Here is a 22,048-nt window from a genome sequence, read left to right as displayed (position 1 = left end):
CCCGCCCCAACCCCTCCCCACAAGGGGGAGGGACTTCCCCGGCGGTACTCTGCTCCAGTCCCCCAATTCCTATGAGGCGGCTGCAACGGTCAAGAAGGAGAGGAAGCGGGCCCGGCATCGGAGCCCCTCCCCCTCGTGGGGAGGGGTTGGGGAGGGGTCTTCACTCAAGAACGCAACCCTTGCTCAAGCCGCATTCCTCTCCACCCCGAACGCGTCCAGCAGCTCGCCCTCGTCGATGGCCGTGAACAGCGCCCAGATATGGCCGAACGGATCGATGAGCGCGGCGACGCGGTCGCCCGTCGGCAGGGTCTCGGCAGCGTTGCGCAGGCTGGCACCGCCGCCCATCGCGCGGGCGAGCACGCGGTCGACGTCATCGACATGCAGTTCGAGGATCGCGGCGGTCGTGCCGAGCGCATGCGGCGAGCGCGGCCCGCCGAGGTGCGGCTCGGCATCCCGGCGCGGATTGGCGCCGGCCACACGGAAGATCGAGTCGCCGATGCTGAGATCGGCGCTCGTCAGAATGCCGCGCCATTCATGGCGCTGGAGGAGCTCGGCACCGAAGACATCACGATAAAAGGCGATTGCCCGTTCCTCGTCCCCGTGCCTGACGAACAGTTTTATGCAGATCTGCCGCGCCATTGGGCCGCCACCGGAAATGGCCATGACATTCCTCCCTTGTTCGCTGAGACGGAACATCTTAATCGTTCATCAGAACAAAGCAAGAACAAACTTGAGGAGGCGATCAGAAAGCCCCGGTCATCTTGCTCGTCTTGAGCAGGATGTTCGTTTCCGTGACGGTGATGCCGTCGATCAGCCGGATGCGGCGCAGCGTCTCATCGAAGCTGGCGAGGTCACGGTCTTCGAGCTCGGCGATGAAATCCCACCGCCCGTTGGTGCTGTGCAGCGCCCTCACCTGCGGCAGACCGCGCAATTGCTCGGCGACGCGGTCGGCCATCTTGCCGTGAACCTCGATCATCACGACGGCCCGCACCCCGGAGGCGGGAATTTCCGATCCGGTCCGTATGGTGAAGGCCGTGATCGTGCCATTCGACACCAGCCGGTCGATGCGCGCCGCAATGGTCGCACGCGACACGCCGGTCCTGGCCGAAAGCGTCGAAACAGGGATTCGCGCATTTTGCCGAAGGGCGCTGATCAGGGCTTGGTCGAGATCATCCATTTCCGTCACTTTGTCGAATGTCGTCTGCCATTATGCTAAGATTAGCCTTCTTATCGGCAGTTTTCCATCTTTTTGCTGTCACAGCTTTTGGCGATAATCGGCATCGACCCGACAGATTCGAAGGAAGTGAAGAGGCGGACATGAAGACCATCACGTTGATCGGCGCACCCATAGAGGAAGGTTCCGGGCGCCGCGGTGCGGCTATGGGCCCGACGGCGCTCAGGATTGCCGGCATCGACACGGTCCTCGCTGAACTGGGCCATACGGTCCACGATGAAGGCGACCTGCGACCGCTGCCGGCGCGCGACCTTGCAAGCCATTCCGGCGCCAACAACCTGCAGATGGTCTCCGCTTTTGCCCGGGCGCTCAACGACGCGGTGCACGACTCGGCCCGCAAGGGACATTTCCCCATCATCCTCGGCGGCGACCACGCCCTTTCGATGGGCAGCGTCTCCGGCATGGCACGCTATGCGGCCGAAGTCGGCCGGCCGCTCTTCGTGCTCTGGCTCGACGCCCATGCGGATTTCAACTCGCCCTCGACCTCGCCATCCGGAAACATGCACGGCATGCCGGTCGCCTTCTTCTGCGGCGAAGCGGAATTCGCGCCGATCCTTGCCGCCGACCGGCCGCTCGTCGACCCGAAGAAGGTTTACCAGGTCGGCATCCGTTCGGTCGATGCGCGTGAGCGCGAGGAGATCGCCGAACACGGCGTCAATGTCTACGACATGCGCGCCGTCGACGAGATGGGCATGGCCTTTATCATGCGTCAGATCCTCGACGAGGTGCGTGCCGCCAATGGCCTGCTGCATGTCAGCCTCGACGTCGATTTCATGGATCCGGAGTTTGCGCCGGGCGTCGGCACCACAGTCCCGGGCGGCGCCACCTTCCGCGAGGCCCATCTCATCATGGAAATGCTTTGCGACAGCGCCCTCGTCTCTTCGCTCGACCTCGTTGAACTCAACCCGTTCCTCGACGACCGCGGCAAGAGCGCCCGCATCCTGGTGGAACTGACTGCCAGCCTCTTCGGCCGCCGCATCCTTGACCGTCCGACCCGGAGCGCCTGAGAATAGCCGATCCGTGCCCCGCCGATCGAAGCTGCGGGCCGGAAGGAGACAGCGGAGGGGGATTGATGAAGACCACGGCAGCCCTGATCGAGACCGAGCATCTGCTCGGCGCTCACAACTACAAGCCGCTCGACGTCGTGCTGACGCGCGGCGAAGGCGTATTTGTCTGGGACATCGAGGGCAACCGCTATCTCGACTGCCTCTCGGCCTATTCGGCCGTCAATCAGGGCCATTGCCACCCGAAGATCCTCGAGGCGATGGTGGAGCAGGCGCAGAAGCTGACCCTCACCTCCCGCGCCTTTCGCAACGACCAGCTTGCCCTCTTCTACGAGGAGGTCGCCGCACTCACCGGCTCGCACAAGGTGCTGCCGATGAATTCCGGCGCCGAGGCGGTGGAGACGGCGATCAAGGCCGTCCGCAAATGGGGCTACGAGGTGAAGGGCGTCGCCGACGATGAGGCCGAGATCATCGTCTGCTCCGACAATTTCCATGGCCGGACGATCGGCATTGTCGGCTTTTCGACCGATCCCGACTCGCGTGATGGCTTCGGGCCCTTCGCGCCCGGCTTCAAGATCGTGCCCTTCGGCGACATCGACGCCTTCCGGGCCGCGATCAGCGAAAACACCGTTGCCTTCCTAGTCGAGCCGATCCAGGGCGAGGCCGGCGTGATCGTGCCGCCCCCCGGCTATTTTGCGGCGGTGCGCGAGCTTTGCACGAAGCACGGCATCACACTTGTTCTCGATGAGATCCAGACGGGCCTCGGTCGGACCGGCAAGCTGCTGGCGGAAGAGCACGAAGGCATCGAGGCGGATGTGACGCTGATCGGCAAGGCGCTCTCCGGCGGCTTCTATCCGGTTTCTGCCGTGCTTTCGAACTCGGAGGTCCTCGGCGTCCTGAAACCCGGCCAGCACGGGTCCACCTTCGGCGGCAACCCCCTCGCCTGCGCGATCGCCAGAGCGGCACTCAGGGTGCTTACCGAAGAGGGCATGATCGAGAATTCGGGATTGATGGGCGAGCGCTTCATGACGGGCCTGACGGACATTCGCTCCAACACCATCAGGCAAGTCCGTGGCCGCGGCCTGATGCTCGCCGTCGAACTCGTGCCGGAGGCCGGCGGCGCCCGCAGATATTGCGAGGCTCTGAAGGAGCGCGGCATCCTCGCCAAGGACACCCACGGCGACACGATCCGCATCGCCCCGCCGCTCGTCATCACCGCCGATCAGGTCGACTGGGCCCTCGAACAGTTTGCGGCGGTACTCGCTTCCACCTGAGCCGTGCCACAGGGCGGAATGCTCCCCTCGAAGCTTCGGAAAAAGCAAGTCTTAACGAATGCCGGCCTAATATGCCCCCAAAGCGCAAGGCGGGCTCCCCGCGCATGATGCGGCTTGCGCCTCGCCGGATGTCGTCGGCGGTCCCATCACGAAGTCGCGCCTCGCGGGCGCCGACGGGAAGCCGGAAGGAGCTTCGAATGACAGGCACGTTAAAATCGGCCGGGTTTGACGGCGAAACGCTGGAGATCATCGCGTTCCGCCTCCACGATCAGGAATTCTGCGTCAAGACCACGACGATCCGCGAGATCCGCGGCTGGGCGCCCTCGACGCCGATCCCGCATTCGCCGCCGGAAGTGATCGGCGTCATGAACCTGCGCGGCACGGTGATTCCGATCATCGACCTTGCCCACAAGCTCGGCATGAAATCGACCGTCGCAAACGAGCGCAGCGCCATCGTCGTCGCGGAAGTCCACAACATGGTGATCGGCCTCGTCGTCGACCGCGTCTCCGACATCCTGACGGTGCAGGGCAGTCAGGTGCAGCCGGTGCCGGAAGTCACCGCCTCGTTCGACAAGAGCTTCGCCGAAGGGATCATCGCCAACGAGAACGGAATGATCTGCTTCCTCAACCTCGCCCGCATGTTCAAGGAGCGCGAGGTGGAAGACCTCGCCGCCTGACATACGACAATGCGACTGCATGCCTCCTTGAACCGTAACCGATCGAAGGGCAAAGACATGCAGCAATTCAAAATGCCAGGGCGACCTCTGTTCGCCTGACAAGACGAACGCTCCGTATCGATCAAGGCCGTCTCGCCCCTGCGAGACGGCTTTTTGCTTTGCGGCTGTCATGCCGGGACAACCGTTCGGCCAAATTACGCCTGGGAATACAACTGGCAATGATCTAGCAAATTTATGCAACCGGTATTTGATAATTACTATTTAATACTGCATTAACTCATTAAATCTAATATAGGTTGTGTAATAGCCAGGGGCATGAAGCCCCGGATGTTCGAGATCTCCCCCCCGACATCAAGCGCTGACCTGCGTGCGACGGCGCGCGGCAGACCAGACACAGTCGCCAGACATCCTGTTCTTGTTCCCGGGAGCAGATACCGATCAGCCGCAAGCCCGGCCGATCAGGAACTCATCCAGTATTGACTTCGATTTAGCACGCGAACGAGTTTGGAGAGGCAACCATCATGTTTTCTTTTGCGAAACGCTTGGATTCAAAGCACATCATTGCAGCATTGTCGAAATCGCAAGCCATCATCCAGTTCGATCTCACCGGCAATATTCTCACCGCCAACGAGAATTTCTGCAAAGCCCTCGGATACAACCTCCAGGAGATCGTTGGCCAGCACCATCGCATATTCTGCCCTGCCGACTATGCCGCAACTCCGGAATATCGCGAGTTCTGGGCCCGTCTCGGCCGTGGCGAATTCGACAGCAACGCCTACAAGCGTGTGACCAAGGCCGGGCGGGAAATATGGATCCAGGCGACGTACAATCCGGTCTTTCGCAACGGCAGACCGTACAAGGTCGTCAAGTTCGCCACCGATATTACGGACGCAAAACTCAAAGCCACCGAAGACGCGGGCAAACTTGATGCGATCTCCCGCTCGCAAGCGGTGATCGAATTCACCCCGGCCGGGGAGATCATCACCGCCAACGAGAATTTCTGCTCCGCGCTCGGCTATCGCCACTCGGAAATAGAGGGGCGCCATCACAGCATGTTTTGCGAGCCCAACTACACGCGCACGGCCGAATATGCCGACTTCTGGAAACGGCTTGCCCAAGGCGAGTTCATCGCCGGCGAATTCGTCCGCTATGGCAAGGGCGGCAAGGAGATCTGGATCCAGGCCGCCTACAACCCGATCCGCGACCCCAACGGCAAAGTATACAAGGTGGTCAAGTTCGCGACCGACGTCAGCGAACGCATGGCGGCGATCAACGCACTCGGCGCCGGCTTGCGCGCGCTGGCGGAAGGCGACCTCACGCTATCCCTGGACACGCCTTTCGTGCCGAGCATGGAGGCGGTGCGCACCGACTTCAACGAAGCGCTCGTCCGACTCTGCCGTGCCATGCAAGCGGTCGGCGAAAATGCCGGGGCCATTGCCGGCGGCGCGCGCGAGATCAGGTCCGCCGCCGACGACCTGTCGAAGCGCACCGAACAGCAGGCCGCATCCGTCGAGGAAACGGCCGCGGCACTGGACGAGATCACCACCACGGTCGCCGATTCGAGCCGCCGGGCCGAGGAAGCCGGCCACCTGGTGGCAAAGACAAAGGACGGAGCCGAACAGTCGAGGCTCGTCGTCAAGAACGCCATCGGTGCGATGGACCAGATCGAGCAATCATCGCGCGAGATCAGCAACATCATCGGCGTGATCGACGATATCGCCTTCCAGACCAATCTGCTGGCGCTCAATGCCGGCGTGGAGGCGGCGCGCGCCGGCGAAGCAGGCAAGGGCTTCGCGGTCGTGGCGACGGAGGTTCGGGAACTCGCCCAGCGCTCGGCAAGCGCCGCAAAGGATATCAAGGCGCTGATCACCAACTCCGGCGAGCACGTCCGCAACGGCGTCTCACTGGTCGGACAAACAGGCGCGGCGCTGGAACAGATCCTCGTCCAAGTCCAGGACATCAATCTCAACGTCTCGGCGATCGTCGAAGCGGCGCGAGAACAGGCGACCGGCCTCAGGGAAATCAACCAGGCGGTCAACGCGATGGATCAGGCGACGCAGCAGAACGCAGCCATGGTCGAGGAAAGCACGGCTGCAAGCCACGCCATGTCGCGCGAGGCCGAGGCTCTTTACAACCTTCTCCGGCAATTCCGCATCGGCCAGGAGATCAATGGCGGTCCGTCCGAAATGCGCGAAGCGCCCGCCTCGCCGCCTCGGTCTCATCCCGCGAGGGCGGCAAAAGGCGCCCAAAGGCGAAACCTAGCAGTCGTTCCGGTCGCCGAAGGCTGGCAGAATTTCTGAGCGCAATCCCGAAGGCCGCGCTCGGAGAAAGTGGAAGGTGACACCTGCGGCCACCTTCCCTGATGGCTTTCAAAGGTGAGGTCGAGGACTACGCAAGATACCCCTCCCCAACCCCTCCCCACAAGGGGGAGGGGCGCCTGCCGCGCCTTAACTGCGCCTCCCAAGCTTGAGCCTTGCAGCAGCGATCAAGAATGACGGAGAGGCTACGGCCTCGGGAGCCCCTCCCCCTTGTGGGGAGGGGTTGGGGAGGGGTTCCCGGTTTCGATTACGCCGCTTCCGGCCGGCGGATCTTCGGTGCTGCTTCAAGGACCAGCGGGTTCAATCCCTCCCCGCCGCGGTCGATGTGCTCGAACAGCTTGCGGCGCATGCGGACCTCCCAATATCTGTTGATGTGCGTCGCCACACCTTGCGCTGCCACATCCGCCGGCTGGCTCTGAAAGAAGGTCGCGATCTGGTTCGCCATGTAGATCAGCTTGGCGTTGGGATTTTCAGGCGACATCGGCGACTGCTCCGCTCTCTATTGTTGTTCAGCGCGGAATGCGGGCGGAAAAGCGCGCACACTTTTCCTCATCCCGCTCTATGCGCTCGGCATGGGTGAAGATTTCGAATTCATCGCCGCGCACCAGCGCGATCAGCGTCATGCCGGCCTCCTCGGCCGTGCGGATGGCAAGCGCCGTCGGCGCGGAAATGGCAATGATGACGGGGCTGCCGGTGATGGCAGTCTTCTGCACCATCTCGACGGACACGCGCGAGGTGATGACGACGGCGCCTTGCGCGCCCTTGAAGCCGGCGCGCGCGGCGGCACCGGTCAGCTTGTCGAGGGCATTGTGGCGGCCGACATCCTCGCGCACCGCGATCAGCCCCTCGCCCGGTACGTAGAAGGCCGCCCCATGAACCGCACGCGTTTCGATGTGCAGCGGTTGCTGGCCGTTGAGCAGCCCAACCGCCTTGACGACATCGGCATCGGAGAGCCTCAGCGGCGAGCCGGACACATCCGGCGTCGTTCGCACCGCCTGCTCGATAGATTCGATGCCGCAAAGCCCGCAACCGACGGGTCCAGCCATATGGCGCCGACGCAGGCGCAGCGCCTCGTTCTGCTCGTCCCTGAGGCGGATCTGCAGGTCGATGCCCTTGTCCTCGGCGACCACATCGACCGCTTCGATCTGATCCGGGTCGGTGATGACGCCTTCGGTCAGGCTGAACCCGACGGCGAAATCCTCGAGATCGGCGGGCGTCGCCATCATCACGGCATGCGTCGACCCGCCATAGGACAGCGCAATCGGAGTCTCCTCCGGCACGACGCGCGATTGCGGGACGAGCAGGCCCGCGCGCCGCGCTGCTTCCGGAACCGTCGCGGTCGTTATGAATCCGGTCCTGTCGGCCGCGCCGACCGTGACGGCAGTCGGAGAAGCCGGAAATCGTTTGCCTGCCATTCCGCTCCCTACTCCGCCGCCTCGAGCTTGCCGGCGATCCGCCGCGATTGGCGGGCCTGCTCGTCATAGTCGACCTGCCAGTCGGAGGGGCCGTTCGAAGGCGACACCTGCACCGCCGTCACCTTGTATTCCGGGCAGTTGGTGGCCCAGTCGGAGAAGTCGGTGGTGATGACGTTCGCCTGCGTCGTCGGGTGATGGAAGGTGGTATAGACCACACCCGGCGCGACCCGATCGGTGATCAACGCCCTGAGTGTCGTCTCACCCGAACGGCTGGCAAGCCTGATCCAGTCGCCGTCGCGGATGCCGCGCTGTTCGGCGTCGTGCGGGTGGATCTCCAACCGGTCTTCCGGGTGCCAGACGACGTTCTCCGTGCGACGCGTCTGCGCGCCGACATTGTAGTGGCTGAGGATACGGCCGGTGGTGAGTAGCAGCGGGAAGCGCGGCCCGGTCTTCTCGTCGGTCGCCACATATTCGGTGCGGATGAACTTTCCCTTGCCGCGCACGAAGCCTTCGACATGCATGATCGGCGAACCGGCAGGGTGCGCCTCGTTGCAGGGCCACTGCACCGAGCCCATCTTGTCGAGGTAGTCATAGGAGACAAGCGCAAAGGTCGGCGTCGTCGCGGCGATCTCATCCATGATCTCGGACGGATGACGATAGTTCCAGTCGAGCCGCATGGCCTGGGCGAGCTTCTGCGTCACCTCCCAGTCGGCATAGCCGTTCTTCGGCGTCATCACCTTGCGCACGCGGTTGATGCGACGCTCGGCATTGGTGAAGGTTCCGTCCTTCTCGAGGAAGGTCGAGCCCGGCAGGAAGACATGCGCGTAGTTGGCCGTCTCGTTCAAGAAGAGATCCTGCACCACGACGCATTCCATCGCCGCAAGGCCGGCCGCCACGTGCTTGGTGTCCGGGTCGGACTGCAGGATGTCCTCGCCCTGGACGTAGAGCGCCTTGAAGGTGCCGTCGACCGCCGCATCGAGCATGTTGGGGATGCGCAGGCCCGGCTCGTTGCTCAAGCTCACACCCCAGAGCTTCTCGAAGATCTCGCGGGTCGCATCATCGGAAATATGCCGGTAACCGGGCAGCTCGTGCGGGAAGGAACCCATGTCGCAGGAGCCCTGCACGTTGTTCTGGCCGCGCAGCGGATTGACGCCGACGCCCGGCCGGCCGATGTTGCCGGTCACCATGGCAAGGTTGGCGATCGCCATGACCGTGGTCGAGCCCTGGCTGTGCTCGGTGACGCCGAGACCGTAATAGATCGCGCCGTTGCCGCCTGTCGCGTAAAGGCGAGCAGCGCCGCGCACCAGTTCGGCCGGAACGCCCGTATAGGCTTCGGTCGCTTCCGGGCTGTGATAGGGTTCGGCCACGAAGGCCGCCCAGTCCTCGAACTCCGACCAGTCGCAGCGCTCGCGGATGAACGCTTCGTTGGCGAGGCCTTCGGTAACGATGACATGCGCCAACGCCGTCAGGATGGCGACGTTCGTGCCGGGCTTGATCGGCAGGTGGTACGACGCTTCGACATGGGCCGAGCGGACGAGATCGATCCGGCGCGGGTCGATGACGATCAGCTTGGCGCCTTCGCGCAGCCGCTTCTTCAGCCGCGAGGCGAAGACCGGATGGCCGTCGGTCGGGTTGGCGCCGATGATGACGGCGACATCCGTATGCTCGACGCTGTCGAAATTCTGCGTGCCGGCCGAGGTGCCGAAAGTCTGGTTGAGCCCGTAGCCGGTCGGCGAATGGCAGACGCGGGCGCAGGTATCGACATTGTTGTTGCCGAAGCCGGCGCGCACCAGCTTCTGCACCAGATAAGTCTCCTCGTTGGTGCAACGCGACGAGGTGATGCCGCCGACCGAATCGCGGCCATACTGGTACTGGATGCGTCGGAACTCGGAGGCGACATGGGCGAAGGCCTCCTCCCAGGTGACTTCGCGCCAGGGATCGCTGATCTTCTCGCGGATCATCGGGTTGAGGATGCGATCCTTGTGGGTGGAATAGCCATAGGCAAAGCGGCCCTTGACGCAGGAATGGCCGCGGTTCGCCTGGCCGTCCTTCCACGGCACCATGCGCACCAGTTCCTCGCCGCGCATCTCCGCCTTGAAGGAGCAGCCGACGCCGCAATAGGCGCAGGTGGTGACGACCGAATGTTCCGGCTGGCCGATCTCGATCACCGATTTTTCCGTCAGCGTCGCCGTCGGGCAGGCCTGCACGCAGGCGCCGCAGGAGACGCATTCGGAGGAGACGAAATCCTCGCTCATGCCGGCGGAGACGCGGGAGTCGAAACCGCGGCCGCTGATCGTCAGCGCGAAGGTGCCCTGCACTTCTTCGCAGGCGCGCACGCAGCGCGAGCAGACGATGCATTTCGCCGGATCGAAGGTGAAGTAAGGATTGGATTCATCTTTCGGCGTCCATTGGCGGTTGATCTCGCCATTGCTGCGCGCCTTGACGTGGTTGGCGCCGTCATAGCCGTAGCGCACGTCGCGCAGGCCCACGGCGCCCGCCATGTCCTGCAGTTCGCAATCGCCGTTGGCGGCACAGGTCAGGCAGTCGAGCGGATGATCGGAGATATAGAGCTCCATGACGCCGCGGCGGACGTCCTTCAGCCGCTGCGTCTGCGTCGAAACGCTGATGCCTGCTGCCACAGGCGTCGTGCAGGAAGCCGGCATGCCGGCGCGACCCTCGATCTCCACCAGGCAGAGCCGGCAGGAGCCGAACGCGTCCATCATGTCGGAGGCACAGAGCTTCGGCACCTCGATGCCCGCCTCCATCGCCGCGCGCATGATCGACGTGCCTTCCGGCACACTGATCTCGCGCCCGTCGATCGTCAGCGTCACAAGCTTTTCGGACTTGGAAGCAGGAGTGCCGAAGTCGATTTCATGAATGAGAGACATTAACGGGCCTCCTGGGAAGATACGTTCACGGGAGCGGGCTTACCCTCCGCCGCTGATACCGGCGCCTGCCCCTCATCCGGCTGCCGCCACCTTCTCCCCGCAGGCGGGGAGAAGGGATATGCCGCGCCGTCCTGCTCAACCGCCGCCACCGCAAGGGGGGTGTCCCCTCTCCCCGCGAGCGGGGAGAGGGCTAGGGTGAGGGGCAAAGCTCGATATGCCGTCGCTGCCATCATTCCGCAGCCTCCACCCTTGGCGCCGGCTTGAAATCCTCCGGGAAATGCGTCATGGCGCTCATCACCGGATAGGGCGTGAAGCCGCCGAGCGCGCAGAGCGAACCGAACTTCATCGTGTTGCAGAGATCGGCGAGCAGCTCGCGGTTCTTTTCCGGCTCGATGCCGGCGGCGATCTTGTCCGCGACCTCGACGCCGCGCGTCGAGCCGAGGCGGCAGGGCGTGCACTTGCCGCAGCTCTCGACCGCGCAGAATTCCATGGCGAAGCGGGCCTGCTTCAGCATGTCGGCCGTGTCGTCGAAGACGACGATGCCGGCATGGCCGATCAGCCCGTCCTTTGCCGCGAAGGCCTCGTAGTCGAAGGGCGTGTCGAAGAGTGCCCGTGGGAAATAGGCCCCGAGCGGACCGCCCACCTGCACCGCCTTGACCGGCCGGCCGCTCGCCGTGCCGCCGCCGATCACGTCGACGATCTCGCCGAGCGTCAGGCCGAAGGCGATTTCATAAAGGCCGGCATGCTTGACGTTGCCGGCAATCTGGATCGGGATCGTGCCGCGCGACCGCCCCATACCGAAATCGCGATAGTAAGCGGCACCTTTGTCCATGATGACCGGCACCGAGGCGAGCGAGATCACGTTGTTGATGACGGTCGGACAGTCGAACAGACCCTTGTGGGCCGGCAGCGGCGGTTTGGCGCGCACCAGCCCTCGCTTGCCTTCGAGACTGTTCAGGAGAGAGGTCTCCTCGCCGCAGACATAGGCGCCGGCGCCGGTGCGGACTTCCATGTCGAAGGCATGCGTCGAGCCGAGCACCGATTGGCCGAGCACGCCGGCGGCACGCGCGATCTCGATCGCGGCGCTCATGGCGGCAATGGCATGCGGATATTCGGAACGGGTATAGACGTAACCCTTGGTCGCGCCGGTGGCGATGCCGGCGATCGCCATGCCTTCGATCAGCACGAAGGGATCGCCCTCCATGATCATCCGGTCGGCGAAGGTGCCGCTGTCGCCCTCGTCGGCGTTGCAGACGATGTATTTCTGCGCGCCCTCGGCCTCGAGCACGGTCTTCCACTTGATGCCGGTCGGGAAGCCGGCCCCGCCGCGACCGCGCAGGCCGCTTTCGGTGACCTCGGCGACGATCGCCGCCGGCTGCATCGAGATAGCCCTTTCAAGGCCGCGCAAGCCGCCATGGGCGCGGTAATCGTCAAGCGACAGCGGATCGATGACGCCGCAGCGGGCGAAGGTCAGCCGCGTCTGCTGCTTGAGGAAGGGGATATCCTCGGTCTTGCCAAGACACAGCGGGTGCGCGGCACCCGAGGTGAGCCCTGCATCGAGAAGCGAAGCGACGTCGCGTGTCTGCACCGGACCGTAGGCGATGCGGCCCTCGGCGGTTTCGACTTCGACCAGCGGCTCCAGCCAGTGCATGCCGCGCGAGCCGTTGCGGACGATCGTCGCATCGAGACCGCGGGCGGCGATCGCCTCGGCCATCGCCGTCGCCACCTTTTCGGCGCCGAGCGCAATCGCTGCGGCATCACGCGGAATGTAGATCTTCACGGTCATCGGCGTGCCTCCGCGACCAGCGCCTCGATTTCCGCCTCGTCAAGCCGGGCATGCACCTCGCCGTCGAGCATCGCCGACGGCGAGCAGGAACAGAGCCCGAGACAGTAGACGGGCTCGAGCGTCACGGCGCCGTCCGGCGTCGTCTCGTGGAAGTCGATGCCGAGCAGCGCCTTGGCGCGTTCGGCGAGCCGGTCACCGCCCATCGACTGACAGGCTTCGGCGCGACAGAGCTTCAGTACATGGCGCCCAGCCGGATGTTCGCGAAAATCATGATAGAAGGTGACGACGCCATAGACTTCGGCGCGCGACAGGTTGAGTTCGCGGGCGATCACCGGCAGGCATTCCTGCGGCACATAGCCGAACTCGTCCTGGATTTCGTGCAGGATCGGCAGAAGCGGGCCTTCCAGCCCCTTGAGTTCGCCGACAATCGCCAGCGTCCGCTCGGTCACGTCTGCGCCAGGCAGATGAATGTTCACCCGAAGAGCCCTCCCGGCTCGCGGCGCGTCGCAATCAAGGTCTTGCTGGATCGCTACACGCTAGATTTCATGCGCTGCTGCAGAGTCGGAGCCTCTTCGGTCTCTGCACAGGCAACAAGCTTCGCGCTTAAGGGCAGAAGGGTCAATAATGCTGTTCCGTCAGTCGATAGAAAAAATCTATTGATCGACGTTGCGCTCGCTGAGCATGCGCGCCTCGTGCAGCAACGCCGAGACCAGTGGCGTAAACGGCTCACGATAGGTCGCGACCAGGCCGACCGTGTGACGCACGTCCGGTTCGACGATCGGAATCAACCGGATGTCCTCGTGAAAACCGAATGATTTCGCGACGTTGTAGGGCATGATGCTCGCCCATCGCCCGGTCCGGACGTGGGAGAAAAGCACGATCATCGAGTTCGATTCGAGCGTCGGACTGGCAACCGCACCGGCTTCGGCAAAGTGCTGATTGATGATGCGCCGGTTCTGCATATCGGCCGTCAATAGACAAAGCCGAATATTGCTAACCTCTTTCCAGGTCACGCTTTTGCGATCCGACAGCGGCGTGCCGGCGGCGGTAACCAGGTGATATTGCTCGATCTGCAGCGGCACGCTGGTGACGCGGCCAAGCGGCTCGTTCTCCAGATAGGTGAGCCCCGCGTCGATCTCGAGATTTTCGAGCAGCGCCAGGATCTGCAGCGAGGTGGTCGACAGCACCGAAAAGGTCACGTCCGGATGCTTCTCCTGAAACGGCGCGGTGATCATCGGCACCATCGACAGCGTCGTCGGGATCGCCGCAAGCCGGATGTGACCGGACAAGCCCTTGCGCGCCGCCCGCATCTCCTCGCGCATGGTGCGCGTATCGCCGACGATCCGCCGCGCCCATTCGAGCACCCGCTGGCCTTCGGGCGTCAGGCCCTGAAAGCGTGAGCCGCGATTGACCAGGATGACGCCGAGCTGATCCTCGAGCTGGCGGATCGCCGCCGACAGCGTCGGTTGCGTCACGCCGCATTCCTCCGCCGCACGGCCGAAATGCCGTTCACGGGCGAGGACGAGAAAGAATTCCAGCTTGTCGATCATGCCTGGCCTTTGAGCAGATGGGCACCGCCCCTTGCTCCAATGCTCATCCGCACGCGGGGTTCGCCCCTCTCCTCGGGTTTAACCCGAGGACTAACCCTCTCCCCGCCTGCGGGGAGAGGGGACTGAGGCGCCGCAGCCTCTCCCCGCAGGCGGGGAGAGGGGACTTGGACGGGGCGGCATCTCCCTTCTCCCCGCGTGCGGGGAGAAGGGACCGGCAGGCGGATGAGGGGCAAAACGCGCATATCTTCCCTAGCAGATGAGCTGGCCACCATTCACCTCCAGCACCTGGCCGGTGATATAGCCGGAAAGCGCATGCGAGGCGAGGAACAGATAGGCAGGCGCGCAATCCTCGGCGGTGCCGAGCCGCCCGAGCGGGATCGACTTGCGGGTCGCCTCGAGCTTGTCGGGTGTCGAGTAGCGCTCGTGGAAATCGGTGGTGATCGTCCCGGGCGAAACGCAATTGACGCGGATCCCGTCCGGCGCCAGTTCGCGCGCCAGCGCCTTGGAATAGGTCGAAACAAAGGCCTTGGTGGCGGAATAGATCGACGAGCCGGCGCTGCCGCCGGAGCGTGCCGAGATCGACACGGTGTTGACGACCGCCGGGTGCGAGCCCTTGCGCAACAGCGGCAGCATCGCCCGGGTCATCTCCACCACCGAGGTCTGGTTGAGCTGGACGATCGTTCGGTACTCGTCGTCGGTCAGGTCAGCTGCCGCAAAGCGACCGACCATGGTGCCGGCATTGTTGACGAGCACGTCGAGGCTGTCGAAGCGGTTCCTCACCTCGTCGGCAAGCACCTCGACGCCGCCGGCCGCAATAAAATCCGCCGCCGAAAGGAACGCCCTGCCTTCCGCCGCCGCCAGTTCGAGAAAATCCGGGCGCGCACCGGCAGTCGTCCGGCCGACATGGACCAGCACCCGCGCACCGCAATCGAGGAATTGCCGGGCGACTTCGAGACCGATGCCGCGACCGGCGCCGGTCACCACCACATTCATGCCCTTGAACAAGGCCGGATGATACATGGGCTTGCCTTCCTCCCTCTCGAAAAAACCACGCTGGCGCATCGCAAGGTGGATTGCAACGGTCGGTTTCGGCGACCGCCGCAGTCGAAGTCTAAATCACAACCAAGCGCTGATTCTGAAATTGCGCGGCTTTCGTTTTTGCATATTATGAAAGAAAACGAAAACAGAGGGAGCGAAGCATGTATCTCACCGGACGGCAAGCGGAGATTCTGGACCTGGCAAAGGCCGAAGGCCGCGTGCTCGTCGAGGAACTCGCCCAGCGTTTTTCGGTGACGCCGCAGACGATCCGCAAGGATCTGAACGACCTCTGCGATGCCAGGGTGCTCAACCGCATCCACGGCGGCGCGATCTTTCCGAGCGGCAAGGAGAACGTGAAATACGACGCCCGCCGCCAGATCGCCGCGACGGAAAAGCAGGCGATCGGCCGCGCCGCCGCTGCCCTCATCCCCGACAACGCCTCGCTCTTCATCAATATCGGCACCACCACCGAAGCGGTTGGCGAGGCGCTTCTCGACCACAGGGAACTGATGGTCATCACCAACAATATCAATGTCGCCAATCGGTTGCGTGTCTTTCCCTCGATCGAGGTGGTGATCGCCGGCGGCGTGGTGCGCGGTTCGGACGGCGGCATCGTCGGCGAGGCGGCGGTCGATTTCATCAGGCAGTTCAAGGTCGATTTCGCCGTCATCGGCGCCTCGGCCATCGACCACGATGGCGCGCTTCTCGATTTCGATTATCGCGAGGTGAAAGTCGCGCAGGCGATCATCGCCAATGCGCGCCACGTCATCCTGGTATCCGATTCGACGAAATTCGAACGCACCGCGCCGGTGCGGATCGGCCACATTTCCCAAGTCCAGACCTTCATCACCGATCGCTGCATCGTTGAAAATGTTCGCAAAATCTGTTCCGAGCAGGGCGTCAAGCTGGTCGAGACCGAGGAGTGACCGCATCCGAATGGATCCCGCCAGATTCGGGAAACATTCGTTTGACATTCGAAATGTTTTCGTTTTAACTGCCTTCACTTTCGCGATTGCATAAATTTGTGCATTGCGAAAAGTGGAGGGGAAATCACGGTGTCAGAGCAGGCAATCTTCGACGTCTTTGTCATAGGCGGCGGCATCAACGGATGCGGCATTGCGCGTGATGCGGTCGGCCGGGGATATTCGGTGGCGCTCGCCGAAATGGACGACTTCGCCTCCGGCACCTCGTCCGGCTCCACCAAGCTCATCCATGGCGGCCTGCGCTATCTCGAACATTACGAGTTCCGGCTGGTGCGCGAGGCGCTCATGGAGCGCGAAGTGCTCTGGGCGATGGCGCCGCACGTCATCTGGCCGATGCGCTTCGTTCTCCCCTACCACAAGGGGGGCCCGCGCCCCGCCTGGCTGATCCGCCTCGGCCTGTTCCTCTACGACCATATCGGCGGGCGCAAGCTGTTGCCGGCCACGGGCACGCTGGACATGACCCGCGATCCGGCCGGCGCGCCGCTGAAGCGACTCTTCACCAAGGCCTTCGAATATTCCGACGGCTGGGTCGACGACGCCCGGCTCGTGGTGCTGAACGCCCGAGATGCCGCCGACCGCGGCGCAAGGATCATGGCCCGCACCCGCGTCGTCTCGGCCCGCCGCGACAACGGACGCTGGGCCATCGAAACCGAGGACACGCTTACGGGCAAGCGCGAAACCCTCCGCGCCCGCATGCTGGTCAACGCCACCGGGCCATGGGTGGACCGGGTACTCGCCGACACGATCGGCAAGGACGATGTCCGCAATGTCCGTCTGGTCCAGGGCAGCCATATCGTCGTGAAGAAGAAGTTCGACGATCCGCGCGCCTATTTCTTCCAGAACCCGGACGGGCGGATCATGTTCGCCATTCCTTACCAGGACGATTTCACGCTGATCGGCACGACCGACCGGGATTTTGCCGGCAATCCGGCCGAGGTGCGCATCAGCGACGCCGAGATCGATTATCTCTGCACGTCGGCGAGCGAATATTTCAGCGAGCCGGTGACCAAGGACGATATCGTCTGGACCTATTCGGCGGTTCGCCCGCTCTATGACGACGGGGCAAGCAAGGCGCAGGAGGCGACGCGCGACTATGTCCTGCGCCTCGAGGATCAGAACGGCCAGGCGCCGTTGCTCAACGTCTTCGGCGGCAAGCTCACGACCTATAGACGGCTGGCGGAATCGGCGCTCGAGAAGATCGGCGAGGCGATCGGCACCAAGGGCGATAAATGGACGGCGGCGTCGCGCCTGCCGGGCGGGCATTTTCCCGCCAGCGGTTACGAGGCAGAGGTCGAGAAGTTGAAGGCGCGCTACCCTTTTCTCGCTGTTTCACACGCTCGCCGGCTGGTCCGGCTTTACGGCACGCATGCCGCAAGGCTGCTCGACAATGCCGCAAGCGAGGCCGACCTTGGAAGGCGCTTCGGGTCGGATCTCTATGCGGCCGAGGTCGATTGGCTGATAGCACAGGAATGGGCGTTGCGCGCGGAGGACGTGCTTTGGCGCCGGACAAAGCTGGGCCTGAAGCTGTCGCGAGCGGAAGCCGCGGAACTGGAGGAATACATGCGGGACGCGGCCAGCGCCGCCGCCTGATGTCCTGCAACTGAAAGCCGATGGCTGGGTGGAGAATTCGATGCTTGAAATGAAGAACATATCCAAGGTCGTGGGCGGGGAGACACATATCCACCCGACCGACCTTGCGCTTGAGCGGGGGTCGCTGAACGTGCTGCTCGGCCCGACGCTCTCCGGCAAGACGTCGCTGATGCGGTTGATGGCCGGTCTCGACAAGCCAGCCTCCGGTTCGATCCATTTCGACGGCGCCGATGTTACCGGCGTGCGCGTGCAGCAGCGCTCGGTCGCAATGGTCTATCAGCAGTTCATCAACTATCCGGCGATGACGGTCTACGACAACATCGCCTCGCCGATGCGCATCAAGGGTGCCGACGGTGCCACGATCGACCGGGAGGTCCGCAAGGCGGCAGAGCTCCTGAAACTCACCCCCTATCTCGACCGCACGCCGCTCAATCTCTCCGGCGGTCAGCAGCAGCGCACCGCGCTGGCTCGCGCCATCGTCAAGAATGCCGATCTGGTGCTGCTCGACGAGCCGCTCGCCAATCTCGACTATAAGCTCCGCGAGGAATTGCGCGAGGAACTGCCGAAGATCTTTGCCGCCTCTGGCGCGATCTTCGTCTATGCGACGACCGAACCTTCCGAGGCGCTGCTCCTCGGCGGCAATACGGCTACGTTGAGCGAAGGCCGCATAACACAGTTCGGCCGCACCATCGACGTCTACCGGCGGCCGGTCGACATCGTTACGGCCCGTACCTTCGCCGATCCGCCGCTCAACACGATCGCGCTGGTGAAAGCGGGATCGCATTTCACGCTTGAAGGTAAGCCGGTCCTTTCCGTTCCCGGTCATCTGGCGACGGTTTCCGACGGACCTTGCACGGTCGCCTTCCAGCCGCACCACATCTCTTTCGGCCGGCCCGACGGCAGCGGCAACCCGCTCACCGTCAAGACGGCGATTTCCGAGATCGCCGGGTCGGAAAGCTTCATTCACGTCGGCTTCGCCGATGCGCGCTGGGTCATGCTGGCGCCCGGCGTTCACGACATCGAACCGGACGCGACCCTCGAGGTCTTCGTCGACACACGGCACCTGATGGCCTTCGGGCCGGACGGCCGGGCGATCGGCGGGACAGCATAAGGGAGGCGCTGGGAGGAGACCATGGCACGCATCAATCTCGAACATATCCGCCACGCCTATGGCGCCAAGCCGAAGTCGGAAGCCGACTACGCGCTGAAGGAGGTCCATCACGAGTGGAACGACGGCGGCGCCTACGCGCTGCTCGGCCCTTCGGGCTGCGGCAAGACAACGCTGCTCAATATCATTTCCGGGCTGATCAACCCGTCGGAAGGCCGCATCCTCTTCGACGGCACCGATGTGACGCATCTGACGACGCAGCACCGCAACATCGCCCAGGTGTTCCAGTTCCCGGTCATCTACGACACGATGACCGTCTACGACAACCTCGCCTTTCCGCTGCGCAACCGCCACGTGCCGGAGGCCGAGGTCGACCGCCGCGTCAAGGAGATCATCGACATGATCGGCCTCGGCGGCTGGGCGAAGAAGACCGCACGCGGATTGACGGCCGACCAGAAACAGAAGATCTCGCTCGGCCGCGGCCTGGTGCGCTCCGATGTCAGCGCCATCCTGTTCGACGAGCCGCTCACCGTCATCGATCCCGAAATGAAATGGGTGCTGCGCTCGCAGATCAAGCGGCTGCACAAGCAGTTCGGCTTCACCATGGTCTATGTCACCCACGACCAGACCGAGGCGCTGACCTTCGCCGACAAGGTCGTCGTCATGTATGACGGCCAGATCGTCCAGATCGGCACGCCGGCCGAACTCTTCGAGCGTCCGCGCCACACCTTCGTCGGCTACTTCATCGGCTCGCCGGGCATGAACGTGCTGCCGGCCGAGATCGAAGGCAACAGGGCAGCCGTGGGTGAGCAAAGCATCGCCCTGAGTTTCCAGCCGAAGGTCAAGGCCGGCGCCAAGACCGAACTCGGCATTCGCCCGGAATTCATTTCCCTCGGCCGCGAGGGCATGCCGGTGGCAATCACCAAGGTTGAGGATATCGGCCGCCACAAGGTGGTCCGCGCCCGCTTCGCCGACCGGCCGATCTCGATCATTGTCGACGAGGACGGCGAGATCCCGGCCGAACCGCGCGTCAGCTTCGACCCGAAGGCAATCAACATCTACGCCGATTCCTGGCGTGTCGGCGAGGAGGCCTGACATGGAGAAGACCTGGAACAACAAGGCCTGGTTCATGGTCCTGCCGGTTCTGGTGCTCGTCGCCTTCTCGGCCGTGATCCCGCTGATGACCGTCGTCAACTATTCGGTGCAGGACACCTTCGGTAATAACGAGTTCTTCTGGGCCGGCACCGACTGGTTCATGGATGTGCTCGAATCCGACCGCTTCTGGGACGCGCTCACCCGCAACCTGATCTTTTCGGCGATCATCCTGGCGATCGAGATCCCGCTCGGCATCGTCATCGCCCTCAACATGCCGAAGAAGGGCATCGGCGTACCGATCTGCCTGGTGCTGATGGCGCTGCCGCTGCTCATTCCGTGGAACGTCGTCGGCACCATCTGGCAGGTCTTCGGCCGCGTCGACATCGGCCTGCTCGGACGCACGCTCGCCGCGCTCGGCATCAACTACAACTACGTGCAGAACCCCATCGACGCCTGGGTGACGCTGATCGTCATGGACGTCTGGCACTGGACGAGCCTCGTCGTGCTGCTCTGCTACGCTGGTCTCGTGTCGATCCCGGACGCCTATTACCAGGCCGCCAAGATCGACGGCGCTTCGCGCTGGTCGGTGTTCCGCTACATCCAGCTGCCGAAGATGAAGCGCGTCCTGCTGATCGCCTTCCTGCTGCGCTTCATGGACAGTTTCATGATCTATACGGAACCGTTCGTCGTCACCGGCGGCGGCCCGGGCAACTCGACGACCTTCCTGTCGATCGATCTCGTCAAGATGGCGATCGGCCAGTTCGACCTCGGCCCCGCCGCAGCCCTTTCGATCATCTACTTCCTCATCATCCTGCTCTTGTCGTGGATCTTCTACACCGTGATGACCACAAGCGACGCGCAAGGCTGAGAAGGGAGGGAGGAGAAATGATGACCAACAAGCAACCGCTTACGCAGCGCCTCTCCTGGCTGGTGCCGACGATCTACATCGTCTTCCTGCTGCTGCCGATCTACTGGCTCGTCAACATGAGCTTCAAGGAGACGAGCGAGATCCTCAGCACCTTTTCGCTCTGGCCGCAGAATCCCACGCTTCGCAATTATACGGTGATCTTCACCGATCCGTCCTGGTATTCGGGCTACATCAACTCGATCACCTACGTCGTCTTGAACACGCTGATCTCGGTGACCGTGGCGCTGCCGGCCGCCTATGCCTTCTCGCGCTACCGGTTCCTCGGCGACAAGCACCTGTTCTTCTGGCTCTTGACCAACCGGATGGCGCCACCGGCGGTTTTCGCCCTGCCCTTCTTCCAGCTCTATTCCGCCTTCGGCCTGATCGACACCCATATCGCCGTGGCGATCGCCCACTGCCTGTTCAACGTGCCGCTCGCCGTCTGGATCCTCGAAGGCTTCATGTCCGGCGTGCCGAAGGAAATCGACGAGACCGCCTATATCGACGGCTACTCCTTCCCGCGCTTTTTCGTGAAGATCTTCGTGCCGCTGATCGCCTCGGGCATCGGTGTCGCCGCCTTCTTCTGCTTCATGTTCTCCTGGGTCGAGCTCCTGATCGCCCGCACGCTGACGACGACCGACGCCAAGCCGATCGCCGCGACGATGACGCGCACGGTTTCGGCCTCCGGTCTCGACTGGGGCGTGCTCGCCGCCGCCGGCGTGCTGACGATCATCCCCGGCGCGCTCGTCATCTACTTCGTCCGCAACTACATCGCCAAGGGCTTCGCCCTGGGTCGCGTCTAGAGCGGGATGAGGAAAAGTGTGTGCGGTTTTCCGCCCGCATCCCGCTCTAACTAAAGGAGACTTCCAATGGACTTTTCATGGATGGCATGGACGCTGCCGACGGCGCTGTTCTTCCTGGCGATCGCGCTGATGCTCGTCGGCATGGGCGTCTGGGAATATGTCTCGCCCGGCGGCAATCCGCGCGTCGGCGTGCTGCGCTTCGAGACGACAAGGGGCGACCGGCTCTTCGTGTCGCTGCTCGGAGCCGCATTCATTCACCTCGCCTGGCTGGGGCTGGTCGGCGCAAATCTCTGGTGGGCGCTCGCCCTCTCGGTGATCTACGCCATCGCCGTGTTCCGCTACGTCTGAGGCACCGGAATGAGGGGTGCCCGGCCAAGG

The 22,048-nt window shown here is 63.5% G+C and carries 20 protein-coding genes; 11 read left to right on the top strand and 9 right to left on the bottom strand.

From position 1 onward, the window contains the following. Positions 1 to 183: 183 nt before the first annotated feature. Both AU381_RS15350 and AU381_RS15345 read right to left on the bottom strand, forming a co-directional pair. Positions 184 to 663 (bottom strand): VOC family protein, encoded by a 480-nt coding sequence (locus AU381_RS15350; protein WP_064242595.1) that lies wholly within the window; start codon positions 661 to 663, stop codon positions 184 to 186. 79 nt (positions 664 to 742) lie between these two features. Continuing rightward, on the bottom strand, positions 743 to 1,177 hold the full coding sequence (locus AU381_RS15345; protein ID WP_064242594.1) for an Lrp/AsnC family transcriptional regulator: 435 nt from the start codon (positions 1,175 to 1,177) through the stop codon (positions 743 to 745). 140 nt (positions 1,178 to 1,317) lie between these two features. Between AU381_RS15345 and rocF the strand changes: the two genes are divergently transcribed. The 4 genes from rocF to AU381_RS15325 all read left to right on the top strand — a co-directional run bounded on the left by rocF (position 1,318) and on the right by AU381_RS15325 (position 6,489). Next, positions 1,318 to 2,241, top strand: a complete 924-nt coding sequence (gene rocF / locus AU381_RS15340) for an arginase (protein WP_064242593.1) — start codon at positions 1,318 to 1,320, stop codon at positions 2,239 to 2,241. Between the two features lie 65 nt (positions 2,242 to 2,306). After that, the gene (gene rocD / locus AU381_RS15335; protein WP_064242592.1) at positions 2,307 to 3,512 is read left to right on the top strand and encodes an ornithine--oxo-acid transaminase; all 1,206 of its coding nucleotides are present in this window, start codon (positions 2,307 to 2,309) and stop codon (positions 3,510 to 3,512) included. Positions 3,513 to 3,709: 197 nt separating this feature from the next. Then, positions 3,710 to 4,189 (top strand): chemotaxis protein CheW, encoded by a 480-nt coding sequence (locus AU381_RS15330; protein WP_064242591.1) that lies wholly within the window; start codon positions 3,710 to 3,712, stop codon positions 4,187 to 4,189. Positions 4,190 to 4,710: 521 nt separating this feature from the next. Then, a complete protein-coding gene (locus tag AU381_RS15325) occupies positions 4,711 to 6,489 on the top strand; it encodes a methyl-accepting chemotaxis protein (protein WP_064242590.1) in 1,779 nt (592 codons plus the stop codon). Positions 6,490 to 6,754: 265 nt separating this feature from the next. On the opposite strand, the gene AU381_RS15320 is transcribed toward AU381_RS15325, so the two are convergent. The 7 genes from AU381_RS15320 to AU381_RS15285 form a co-directional block, all read right to left on the bottom strand. Continuing rightward, positions 6,755 to 6,988 (bottom strand): formate dehydrogenase subunit delta, encoded by a 234-nt coding sequence (locus tag AU381_RS15320; protein WP_064242589.1) that lies wholly within the window; start codon positions 6,986 to 6,988, stop codon positions 6,755 to 6,757. Positions 6,989 to 7,016: 28 nt separating this feature from the next. Further along, positions 7,017 to 7,922, bottom strand: coding sequence for a formate dehydrogenase accessory sulfurtransferase FdhD (fdhD, locus tag AU381_RS15315; RefSeq protein ID WP_064242588.1), 906 nt, complete (start codon positions 7,920 to 7,922; stop codon positions 7,017 to 7,019). 8 nt (positions 7,923 to 7,930) lie between these two features. Further along, the gene (fdhF, locus tag AU381_RS15310) at positions 7,931 to 10,810 is read right to left on the bottom strand and encodes a formate dehydrogenase subunit alpha (protein ID WP_064242587.1); all 2,880 of its coding nucleotides are present in this window, start codon (positions 10,808 to 10,810) and stop codon (positions 7,931 to 7,933) included. Positions 10,811 to 11,039: 229 nt separating this feature from the next. Next, the gene (locus AU381_RS15300) at positions 11,040 to 12,596 is read right to left on the bottom strand and encodes a formate dehydrogenase beta subunit (RefSeq protein ID WP_064242585.1); all 1,557 of its coding nucleotides are present in this window, start codon (positions 12,594 to 12,596) and stop codon (positions 11,040 to 11,042) included. After that, on the bottom strand, positions 12,593 to 13,072 hold the full coding sequence (locus AU381_RS15295; RefSeq protein WP_064242584.1) for a formate dehydrogenase subunit gamma: 480 nt from the start codon (positions 13,070 to 13,072) through the stop codon (positions 12,593 to 12,595). Before AU381_RS15295 ends, AU381_RS15300 begins: the two co-directional genes overlap by 4 nt. A 177-nt stretch (positions 13,073 to 13,249) precedes the next feature. Further along, positions 13,250 to 14,146: a LysR family transcriptional regulator gene (locus AU381_RS15290; RefSeq protein ID WP_064242583.1), complete on the bottom strand. Its 897-nt coding sequence runs from the start codon at positions 14,144 to 14,146 to the stop codon at positions 13,250 to 13,252. A gap of 249 nt (positions 14,147 to 14,395) precedes the next feature. Beyond that, positions 14,396 to 15,166 carry an SDR family NAD(P)-dependent oxidoreductase gene (locus tag AU381_RS15285; protein ID WP_064242582.1) on the bottom strand — a complete coding sequence of 257 codons (771 nt, stop codon included), beginning with the start codon at positions 15,164 to 15,166 and terminating at the stop codon, positions 14,396 to 14,398. Between the two features lie 179 nt (positions 15,167 to 15,345). Between AU381_RS15285 and AU381_RS15280 the strand changes: the two genes are divergently transcribed. The 7 genes from AU381_RS15280 (at position 15,346) to AU381_RS15250 (ending at position 22,018) form a co-directional block, all read left to right on the top strand. Next, positions 15,346 to 16,110 carry a DeoR/GlpR family DNA-binding transcription regulator gene (locus AU381_RS15280; RefSeq protein WP_064242581.1) on the top strand — a complete coding sequence of 255 codons (765 nt, stop codon included), beginning with the start codon at positions 15,346 to 15,348 and terminating at the stop codon, positions 16,108 to 16,110. A 129-nt stretch (positions 16,111 to 16,239) separates the two neighbouring features. After that, positions 16,240 to 17,757, top strand: coding sequence for a glycerol-3-phosphate dehydrogenase (gene glpD / locus AU381_RS15275; RefSeq protein ID WP_064242580.1), 1,518 nt, complete (start codon positions 16,240 to 16,242; stop codon positions 17,755 to 17,757). Between the two features lie 40 nt (positions 17,758 to 17,797). Next, complete coding sequence (locus AU381_RS15270; protein ID WP_064242579.1) at positions 17,798 to 18,868, top strand: ABC transporter ATP-binding protein; 1,071 nt, start codon at positions 17,798 to 17,800, stop codon at positions 18,866 to 18,868. Positions 18,869 to 18,889: 21 nt separating this feature from the next. Further along, positions 18,890 to 19,960: an ABC transporter ATP-binding protein gene (locus AU381_RS15265; RefSeq protein ID WP_064242578.1), complete on the top strand. Its 1,071-nt coding sequence runs from the start codon at positions 18,890 to 18,892 to the stop codon at positions 19,958 to 19,960. Between the two features lies 1 nt (position 19,961). Next, positions 19,962 to 20,828, top strand: coding sequence for a carbohydrate ABC transporter permease (locus tag AU381_RS15260; protein ID WP_012709585.1), 867 nt, complete (start codon positions 19,962 to 19,964; stop codon positions 20,826 to 20,828). 17 nt (positions 20,829 to 20,845) lie between these two features. Next, a complete protein-coding gene (locus AU381_RS15255; protein ID WP_064242577.1) occupies positions 20,846 to 21,670 on the top strand; it encodes a carbohydrate ABC transporter permease in 825 nt (274 codons plus the stop codon). Between the two features lie 66 nt (positions 21,671 to 21,736). Continuing rightward, positions 21,737 to 22,018 (top strand): DUF2160 domain-containing protein, encoded by a 282-nt coding sequence (locus AU381_RS15250; RefSeq protein ID WP_064242576.1) that lies wholly within the window; start codon positions 21,737 to 21,739, stop codon positions 22,016 to 22,018. The last annotated feature ends 30 nt before the right edge of the window (positions 22,019 to 22,048 follow it).

It is taken from the genome of Sinorhizobium glycinis, assembly GCF_001651865.1.
Classification (GTDB): domain Bacteria; phylum Pseudomonadota; class Alphaproteobacteria; order Rhizobiales; family Rhizobiaceae; genus Sinorhizobium; species Sinorhizobium glycinis.
Note: the sequence above shows the minus strand (reverse complement) of the source record. Positions and strands in the feature narration are given on the sequence as shown.